The organism is Klenkia sp. PcliD-1-E, from assembly GCF_024124375.1.
Lineage (GTDB): Bacteria > Actinomycetota > Actinomycetes > Mycobacteriales > Geodermatophilaceae > Klenkia.
Window position 1 is genome coordinate 1 of sequence record NZ_JAMXRZ010000155.1, and the last position, 8,463, is coordinate 8,463.

General features: G+C 73.6%; 9 protein-coding genes and 1 tRNA gene. 4 read left to right on the forward strand and 6 right to left on the reverse strand.

The features are described from left to right. Nucleotides 1–105 precede the first annotated feature (105 nt). The 4 genes from NH342_RS20620 to NH342_RS20635 form a co-directional block, all read right to left on the reverse strand. A complete protein-coding gene (locus NH342_RS20620) occupies nucleotides 106–1,431 on the reverse strand; it encodes a cytochrome P450 (protein WP_253017840.1) in 1,326 nt (441 codons plus the stop codon). 78 nt (nucleotides 1,432–1,509) lie between these two features. Beyond that, nucleotides 1,510–2,622: a 2-oxoacid:ferredoxin oxidoreductase subunit beta gene (locus NH342_RS20625; RefSeq protein ID WP_253017842.1), complete on the reverse strand. Its 1,113-nt coding sequence runs from the start codon at nucleotides 2,620–2,622 to the stop codon at nucleotides 1,510–1,512. Continuing rightward, the gene (locus tag NH342_RS20630; protein ID WP_253017844.1) at nucleotides 2,619–4,592 is read right to left on the reverse strand and encodes a 2-oxoacid:acceptor oxidoreductase subunit alpha; all 1,974 of its coding nucleotides are present in this window, start codon (nucleotides 4,590–4,592) and stop codon (nucleotides 2,619–2,621) included. Before NH342_RS20630 ends, NH342_RS20625 begins: the two co-directional genes overlap by 4 nt. Nucleotides 4,593–4,696: 104 nt before the next feature. After that, nucleotides 4,697–5,515 carry a GAF and ANTAR domain-containing protein gene (locus NH342_RS20635; protein WP_253017846.1) on the reverse strand — a complete coding sequence of 273 codons (819 nt, stop codon included), beginning with the start codon at nucleotides 5,513–5,515 and terminating at the stop codon, nucleotides 4,697–4,699. Nucleotides 5,516–5,607: 92 nt separating this feature from the next. Here NH342_RS20635 and htpX point away from each other — a divergent pair, with 92 nt between their 5' ends. After that, nucleotides 5,608–6,480, forward strand: coding sequence for a zinc metalloprotease HtpX (gene htpX, locus NH342_RS20640; RefSeq protein WP_253017848.1), 873 nt, complete (start codon nucleotides 5,608–5,610; stop codon nucleotides 6,478–6,480). 4 nt (nucleotides 6,481–6,484) lie between these two features. On the opposite strand, the gene NH342_RS20645 is transcribed toward htpX, so the two are convergent. After that, nucleotides 6,485–6,976: a YajQ family cyclic di-GMP-binding protein gene (locus NH342_RS20645; RefSeq protein WP_253017850.1), complete on the reverse strand. Its 492-nt coding sequence runs from the start codon at nucleotides 6,974–6,976 to the stop codon at nucleotides 6,485–6,487. 81 nt (nucleotides 6,977–7,057) lie between these two features. Here NH342_RS20645 and NH342_RS20650 point away from each other — a divergent pair. Beyond that, nucleotides 7,058–7,139: transfer RNA gene (locus NH342_RS20650), tRNA-Tyr, on the forward strand. A 66-nt stretch (nucleotides 7,140–7,205) separates the two neighbouring features. Here the strand turns inward: NH342_RS20650 and NH342_RS20655 are convergent. Next, nucleotides 7,206–7,634 (reverse strand): pilus assembly protein TadG-related protein, encoded by a 429-nt coding sequence (locus NH342_RS20655; RefSeq protein ID WP_253017863.1) that lies wholly within the window; start codon nucleotides 7,632–7,634, stop codon nucleotides 7,206–7,208. 119 nt (nucleotides 7,635–7,753) lie between these two features. On the opposite strand from NH342_RS20655, the gene NH342_RS20660 reads away from it, so the two are divergent. Continuing rightward, nucleotides 7,754–8,035 carry a hypothetical protein gene (locus NH342_RS20660; protein WP_253017865.1) on the forward strand — a complete coding sequence of 94 codons (282 nt, stop codon included), beginning with the start codon at nucleotides 7,754–7,756 and terminating at the stop codon, nucleotides 8,033–8,035. Then, a partial coding sequence (locus NH342_RS20665; RefSeq protein ID WP_253017866.1) for a hypothetical protein occupies nucleotides 8,032–8,463 on the forward strand: 432 nt, incomplete at its 3' end. The genes NH342_RS20660 and NH342_RS20665, both read left to right, overlap by 4 nt.

An 8,463-nucleotide genomic window follows, 5' to 3' on the forward strand; every position in this document is an offset into this window, starting at 1 on the left:
GTCCGACCCCCGGGCGGGGCTGGTGGTCGGCTGGGCCGCCCCGGCACGGGACGAGCTGAACACCGCCCTCGCCGCGCTGACCGATGTGCTGGGTGCCGCCCGGCGTCAGGCCGTGACGGGCGGGTGCAGCGGGCCGCGCAGCACCGTGGCCACCCGCGGCACCGGGTCCCCGGCCGGTCGCAGCCGCGGTGCGCGCTCGGCCAGCAACCGCAGCGCCACCTCGCCCTCGAGCCGGGCCAGCGGCGCCCCCAGGCAGTAGTGCGCGCCCCCGGAGAAGGCCAGGTGGGGCACCGTCTGCTCGCGGTGCAGGTCGAACCGGTCGGGGTCGGGGTGCACCTCGGGGTCGCGGTTGGCGCTGGCCAGCAGCACCAGGACGCCGCTGTCGCGGCGCAGCCGCAGGTCGCCGACCTCGACGTCGGTGTGCGCGAACCGGGCGGTGAGCTGGACCGGCGGGTCGAACCGCAGCGTCTCCTCGACCGCGGCGGCGGCCCGCGACGGGTCCGCCGCCAGCGCCGCCCACTGCCCGGGGGTGCGGTGCATCGCCTGCACGGCGTTGCCGACCAGGTTGGTGGTGGTCTCGAACCCGGCGACCAGCAGCAACTGCGCCAGGGCGAGCACCTCGTCGGGCGTGGCCGTGCCGCCCTCGACCGCCCCGGCCAGGGTGGAGATGACGTCCTCCCCGGGGTGCCGCCGGCGCTGCTCCAGCAGCTGCGCGAACAGTGCGCGCAGGTCTGCCGTCGCGTTGGTCAGCTCCCGCACGTGGGCCGGGGACCGGACGCCGTCCAGCGACGACCCCAGCGCCAGGCCCCACCGGGCGAATCGACCGCTGTCGACGTCGGGGACGTCCAGCAGCGCCGAGATGACCCTGATCGGCAGCGGGGAGGCGAGCTCGGCGACGAGGTCGAACGGCCCGCCGCGGGCGAGGGCGGAGTCCAGCAGCTCGCCGGTCACCTGCTCGGCGACCTCGCGGTAGTGCGCCAGCCGCCGCGGGGCGAAGGCCGGCTGGGCCAGCCGGCGCAACCGGGTGTGGTCGGGCGGGTCGACGGTCAGCAGCGACAGGTCGACCGGTTCCATCAGCGAGGGGCCATCGCCCTCGCCGAGCCTGCTCCGCCCGTCGGACAGGCGCACCCCGAGCCGGCGGTCGCGCAGCACCGCCTCGACGGAGGCGTGGGTGGCCACCGCGCTCAGCCCGGTGCGGCTGCGCACGGCGCCGCCGGCCCGCTGGGCGGCCCGCAGCTCGGCGTAGACCGGGTACGGGTCCAGCCGCCACGGCTTGTGCAGCAACCGGGCCACCCGGTCCCCGCGCAGCGCCAGCGCGTAGCCCCCGGCACGCATCGCGCCGATCCGGGCCCCGAGGACGACGTCCTCGATCAGGCGGCCCGTCGCCGTGGTGGCCCCGGTGCCGACGGCGTCGTCCACCGCAGCGCTCATGGCCGGCGCCCCGCCCGGAAATAGGTGTGCCCCATGGTCACAGAGACACTGTGCGCCGGGCGGGGCGGCTGCGCAAGGTCAGTCGACCGTCCAGGTGTCCGACCCGTGCAGCAGGGCGTCGAGGTCACCGGCCCCGCCCGAGCGGGCCTCGGCGAGCTGGTCGGTCATCATCGCGTCGTAGGTGGGCTTGGTGACCGAGCGGAACACGCCCATCGGGGTGTAGCGCAGGTCCTGGTGGGACAGCCGCGACAGCGCGAAGGCGTAGGCCGGGTCGTCGCGGTGCGCGTCGTGCACCACGATGTCGGCCTCGTCGACGGAGTGGGTCTCGGCGACCCGCAGCCCACCCCAGCCGTCGGCGACCACGCAGGATGCGCCGTCCGGGCCGAACACGATCTTCTCCCCGTGCACCAGCGGGATCGACCACTGGGTGCCGGTGAGCGGGTCCTTGAGCAGCTCGAAGGCGCCGTCGTTGAAGATGTTGCAGTTCTGGTAGATCTCCACCAGCGCGGTGCCGCGGTGCTCGGCGGCCTGCCGCAGCACGTCGGTGAGGCCCTTGCGGTCGGAGTCCATCGCCCGGCCGACGAAGGTGGCGTCTGCGCCCAGGGCGAGGCTGACCGGGTTGAACGGGTGGTCCAGCGACCCCATCGGGGTGCTCTTGGTGATCTTGCCCAGCTCGGAGGTGGGGGAGTACTGGCCCTTGGTGAGGCCGTAGATCCGGTTGTTGAACAGCAGGATCGTCAGGTCCACGTTGCGCCGCAGCGTGTGGATCAGGTGGTTGCCCCCGATGGAGAGCGCATCGCCGTCCCCGGTGACCACCCACACCGACAGGTCGGGCCGCGAGGCGGCCAGCCCGGTGGCGATCGCCGGGGCGCGGCCGTGGATGGAGTGCATCCCGTAGGTGTTCATGTAGTACGGGAACCGGCTGGAGCACCCGATGCCGGACACGATGACCATGTCCTCGCGCGCGATGCCCAGGCTGGGCAGGAAGGACTGGACGGCGTTGAGGATCACGTAGTCCCCGCAACCGGGGCACCAGCGGACCTCCTGGTCGGTCTTGAGGTCCTTGGCCTTGAGCTGGGTCTGCTTGTCGCCGCCCAGGTCGACCGAGCGGGCCACCGCGTCGGCGATCCGCTGGTCGTAGGCCGGCATGCCCAGCTCGTGGACGTGCTCGTCGATGGGCGAGGTGGTCACGGGGTGACCTCCGATGCTGTGGTCGGGGCGCTGGTGCTGGTGCTGGTGCTGTCGATGACGCCCTGCAGGACCGCAGCGAGCTCGGCGGCCCGGAAGGGCAGCCCGCGCACCTGGGTGTGGCTCTGCACGTCGACCAGGTACTCGGCGCGCAGCAGCAGGGAGAGCTGGCCGAGGTTCATCTCCGGGCAGACCACGCGGTCGTAGGAGCGGATGATCTCGCCGAGGTCGGCCGGCAGCGGGTTGACGTGGCGCAGGTGGACCTGCGCGATCGACCGGCCCGAGCGGCGGATCCGCCGGCAGGCGGCACCGATCGGCCCGTAGGTGGAGCCCCAGCCGATGACCAGCACGGTCGCGTCGCCGTCGGGGTCGTCGACCTCGGTGGGCGGCAGGGAGGCGGCGATGCCGTCGACCTTCGCCTGCCGCATGCGGGTCATGTGGTCGTGGTTGGCCGGGTCGTAGGAGATGTTGCCGGTGCCGTCGGCCTTCTCCAGCCCGCCGATGCGGTGCTGCAGGGCCTTCGTGCCGGGCACCGCCCACGGACGGGCCAGGGTCTCGGGGTCGCGCAGGTAGGGCAGGAACACCGGGTCCCCGGCGGCGTCGGTGCCGTTGGGCTCGGTGGCGAACTCCACGCGCAGGTCGGGCAGCGACCCGGAGTCGGGGACCGACCACGGCTCGGCGCCATTGGCCAGGTAGCCGTCGGACAGCAGGAAGACCGGGGTGCGGTAGGTGAGCGCGATGCGCGCGGCCTCCAGTGCTGCGTCGAAGCAGTCCGCCGGTGAGCGGGGCGCCACGACCGGCACCGGCGCCTCGCCGTTGCGGCCGAACATCGCCTGCAGCAGGTCCGACTGCTCGGTCTTGGTGGGCAGCCCGGTCGAGGGACCGCCGCGCTGCACGTCGACGATGACCAGCGGCAGCTCGGTCATCACCGCCAGCCCCACGGTCTCGGACTTCAGCGCCACCCCCGGACCGGAGGTGGTGGTCACGCCCAGCGCGCCGCCGAAGCTGGCGCCCAGGGCGGCACCGATGCCGGCGATCTCGTCCTCGGCCTGGTAGGTCCGCACGCCGAAGGCCTTGTGCTTGCTCAGCTCGTGCAGCACGTCCGACGCGGGGGTGATCGGGTAGGCGCCCAGGAACACCGGCAGCCCGGACCGGACGCCCGCGGCCACCAGCCCGTAGGCCAGTGCCTGGTTCCCCGAGATGTTGCGGTAGGTGCCCGGCGCCATCGGGGCGGGCTTGATCTCGTAGGAGACCGCGAACGCCTCGGTGGTCTCGCCGTAGTTGAAGCCGGCCCGGAACGCGGCGATGTTGGCCGCGGCGATCTCGGGCTTCTTCCGGAACTGGCGCTCCAGGAAACGGATGGTGCCCTCGGTCGGCCGGTGGTACATCCACGACAGCAGGCCGAGGGTGAACATGTTCTTGCTGCGCTCGGCCTCCTTCTTGCCCAGCCCGGAGTCGGCGAGCGCGTCGGTGGTCATCGAGGTCAGCGGGACGCTGACCAGCTGCCAGCCCTCCAGCGACCCGTCCTCGAGCGGGTTGGCCGCGTAGCCCACCTTGGCCAGGTTGCGCGCGGTGAACTCGTCGGAGTCGACGATCAGCAGCCCGCCGCCGGGCAGGTCGGCCAGGTTGGCCTTCAACGCCGCCGGGTTCATCGCGACCAGCACGTCGGGGGCGTCCCCGGGGGTCATGATGTCGTGGTCGGCGAAGTGCAGCTGGAAGCTGGAGACGCCGGGCAGGGTCCCCGTGGGCGCCCGGATCTCGGCGGGGAAGTTCGGCAGGGTCGACACGTCGTTGCCCAACGACGCGGTCTCGCTGGTGAAGCGGTTGCCGGTCAGCTGCATGCCGTCACCGGAGTCGCCGGCCAGGCGGATGACGACGCGGTCCAGCGTCACGACGTCCTTGACGAGACCGCCGGGCGCCGAGGCCTGGGTCCCCAGAGGGGTCTCGGGGGTCTGCGAGGTGGTGCCAGTCATCAGGGAAGTACCTCCACCGGCCGAGGTTACGTTCCCACGGCGGTCGGCCGGGCCGTCGGGAGGGCAGGGTGAGCGACCACACAGGGTGCCCTCACCCGCGCAGGTCAGGCCAGGACGGCGCCGAACTCCCGCAGGGTCCGGGCCGCCACCTCGCGCAGCTTGACGTTGGTCTCCTGGCTGACGGTGCGCAGGATGCCGAAGGCGTCGTCGGGGGAGACCTGCCGGACGACGGCGATCGCGCCCTTGGCCTGCTCGATCACCGCGCGCGAGGCGATGGCCTCCTCGAGCTGGGAGATGAGGGTGGCCGACCGGTGCTGGCGCAGCTGGCCGGCCACCAGGCCGCTGGCGACCCGGCTGATCAGGGTGGCCACCGCCTCGTCGTGGTCGCTGAACCCGTCGAGGGAACGGCTGTAGAGGTTGAGCGCGCCGAACCGGGTGCCGTCGACCACCAGCGGGCAGGCCAGGAATGCCTGCACGCCGTCGGCGGTGGCGGCGCGGGTGAAGTCCGGCCACAGCTCGCCGGCCTCGGAGACGGTGACCCGTACGCAGGACTCGGTGCGGACGGCGTGCAGGCACGGGCCGTCGCCGACGTCGTACTGGTCCCGGTCGACGGCCAGGGTCCGCTCGTCGGTCCACGCCGAGGTGAAGGGTGTGCCCTCCTGGACGACGGTGACCCCGGCGGCGTCGCAGTCGGCGACGACGGCCTTGGCCGTGTGCACCACCAGCTGCAGCAGCTGGGTCACCTCGCGGCCGTGGGCGTCCGGGCCGGTCAGGGCGTCGACGACCGACGCCACGGCGGTCGGCTGCGCTGCGGCGACCTGGGTCACCAGGTCGCGGGTGCTCCGGCCCGACGCCCGGTTCAGGTCGTCGGCGCTCAGGGATCCGACGCGCTCGTGCTCACCGGTGTCCGTGTCGGTGCTCATGGCCCTCACAGTTGCTCACCGCTCGCCCCGGCAAACCTCGGACCGCGTCGGGCCCCCGGGAACGGCACCTCGGCCCACCGCGTTGTCCGGGCGTGCACCGCTGGAACAACGGTCTCAGGACCGCCCTGCTGCTGGGCCTGATGGCCGGGATCATCCTGGCGATCGGTGCGCTGCTGGGCGGGCGGGGTGGCCTGGTGATCGCGCTGCTGATCGCGCTGGGCATCAACGGCTACGCGTACTACAACAGCGACAAGCTGGCGCTGCGGTCGATGCGCGCCTTCCCGGTCACCGAGACCCAGGCCCCGCAGATCTACGCGATCGTCCGCGAGCTGGCGACCGAGGCGCGCCAGCCCATGCCGCGGCTGTACGTCAGCCCCACCGACCAGCCCAACGCGTTCGCCACCGGCCGCAACCCGCGCAACGCGGCGGTGTGCTGCACCCAGGGCATCCTCGAGCTGCTGGACCGTCGCGAGCTGCGCGGGGTGCTGGCGCACGAGCTCTCGCACGTCTACAACCGGGACATCCTGATCAGCTCGGTGGCCGGCGCGATGGCCACGGCCATCACCTTCGTCGCGCAGATGACGATGTTCTCGTCCATGTTCGGCGGCCGCGACGACCGCGGTGGCGGCAACGCCCTCGGCGGGCTGCTGCTGGTGCTGCTCGGTCCGCTGGCCGCGGGCCTGGTGCAGATGGCCGTCAGCCGCAGCCGGGAGTACCAGGCCGACGCCTCGGGTGCGCAGCTGTCCCAGGACCCGCTGGCCCTGGCCTCGGCGCTGCGCAAGCTGGAGCGCGGGGTGGCCGCCCGCCCGCTGCCCCAGGAGCAGCGGCTGGTCAGCCAGAGCCACCTGATGATCGCCAACCCCTTCCGGGGGGCGGGCATGGCGTCGATGTTCGCCACCCACCCCCCGATGGCCGAGCGGATCGCCCGGCTGGAGCAGCTGGCCCGGGAGCCCGGGCAGCGGTGATGCCTCAGCGGTAGTTGTCGAACTGCAGGGCGATCTCGAAGTCCTTGCTCTTGAGCAACTGCTGGACCGCCTGCAGGTCGTCGCGCTTCTTGCCGCTGACCCGCAGCTGGTCGCCCTGGATCTGCGCCTGCACGCCCTTGGGGCCCTCGTCGCGGATGGTCTTGGCGATCTGCTTGGCCTTGTCCGAGGCGATGCCCTGCTGGATGGTCGCGGAAATCTTGTAGGCCTTGCCCGAGGCCTGCGGCTCGCCGGCGTCCAGGGCCTTCATGGAGATCCCGCGCTTGACCAGCTTCTCCTTGAACACCTCCAACGCGGCGGTCACCCGCTCCTCGGTGTCGGCGGTCAGGGTGACCCCCTCCTCGCCCGCCCACACGATGCCGGCGTTGGTGCCCCGGAAGTCGAACCGCTGGGACAGCTCCTTGCCGGCCTGGTTCAGCGCGTTGTCGACCTCCTGGCGGTCGACCTTGCTCACGACGTCGAAGGACGCGTCTGCCATGTCGGTTCTCCTCCTCCTCGGCGAGCCACCCGGTGGGGCGGTGTCGCCGGTCTTGTACGCTCGTCGGGCACCACAGCACACGGCGGGTTGCCCGAGTGGCCAATGGGAGCGGACTGTAAATCCGTCGGCTTAGCCTACGAAGGTTCGAATCCTTCACCCGCCACGCCTGGTGCGACGGCCCCCGACCACCGGTCGGGGGCCGTCGTCGTACCGGGGCCGGACCGCCCCCTCAGGCGGTCGGCGCGCGGGCGCTGGCCACCGCGGTGCGCTCCAGGAGCTGCCCGCCGAGGAAGAGCCAGCCGAAGGCGATGGGCACCGCCCGGGTGCAGGTGACCGTGGCCTCGACCCCGTCGACGGTGACCGACCAGGCATCGAGCCTGGTGCCGCCGTCGGCGAGCTGGTCGGCGACGGCCACCTCGGCCGAGGCCTGGTCCAGCGGCAGGTACCCGGCGACCCCGCGGGAGTAGACGGCCCCGCCGCCGGTCTGGTTCGCGGCGGCCAGCGCGGCGCCGTCGCAGACCGACTGCACCCGCTGCTGCTCCAGGAAGGCGTCGGAGGCGGCGATCGCCCCGAAGGCCATCAGGGCCGCGACCAGCCAGCAGACCAGCACGAAGGGCAGGCTGGACCCCTCGTCGGACCCGGTGCGCAGCCTGCTCACCGGCGGAACTGTAGGTGGCCCGCGCGGTGGGCGGGGCCGCCACCGCGACCGCCTGGGGACGACGAACCGGCCTGTGGACAACCCGCCCGGTCCGTCGCCGGCCGCCGCACACTGCCACCGTGACCATCCAGGTGCCGCCCGGGGAGCTCTACGCCCTGGCCGCCGTCCTGCGCTCGTGCGGCGACACCGCGGCCCAGGTCGCCGGCCACCTGTCCGACGCCGCGGTCGGCGGGCCGATGCAGACCGCCCTGCCCGCGCTCACCGGCGCACTGTCGGTCGCCGGCGCGTACCTGGCCGAGGAACTGCAGTGGCTGGGCGGCACGGTCGCCGCGGTCGCCGACGACTGGGCCGGCCTCGACGGCTCGCTGCTCGCCCCCCGGGGGGAGGTCCTCGCCCGGTGAGCACCGTGCTCCCGCCGCCGGTCCCGCTGCCCGACCCCGACGGCGACCTGCGCGCCCTCGCCGCCGTGGTCGACGGCCTGGCCGCCGCCGGGTTCGTGCTGGGCGTGGTGGAGGCCCACCTCGCCGGCCCGGCGGCACGGGCACCGGGGTGGCTGGGCGCCGACTCCGCGGCGGCGGCCGCCGAGGTCGGGGCGACCCGGCAGGTGGCCGCCGGGGTGCACGAGGCGGTCACCACGGTCGTCGGCCGGCTCGGGGCGCACCTGGAGACCCTCGCGGCGGCCCGTGCCCGGGTGGCGGTGCTGCGCGACCGGCAGGCGGCGGCGTTCGCCGACGCGCACCTGCGGCTGGCCGCCCTGGTCGACCCGGCTGCGCAGCTGAGCTCGGTGACCGAGGACCCGACGGCGGCGGCGCTGGTCGCCGGGGTCGCC

Excerpts from the sequence above, each read along its gene's own strand:
- NH342_RS20645 (WP_253017850.1), bottom strand. The coding sequence starts at position 6,976 with ATGGCAGACGCGTCCTTCGACGTCGTGAGCAAGGTCGACCGCCAGGAG.
- NH342_RS20635 (WP_253017846.1), bottom strand. The coding sequence starts at position 5,515 with ATGAGCACCGACACGGACACCGGTGAGCACGAGCGCGTCGGATCCCTG.
- NH342_RS20630 (WP_253017844.1), bottom strand. The coding sequence starts at position 4,592 with ATGACTGGCACCACCTCGCAGACCCCCGAGACCCCTCTGGGGACCCAG.
- NH342_RS20620 (WP_253017840.1), bottom strand. The coding sequence starts at position 1,431 with ATGAGCGCTGCGGTGGACGACGCCGTCGGCACCGGGGCCACCACGGCG.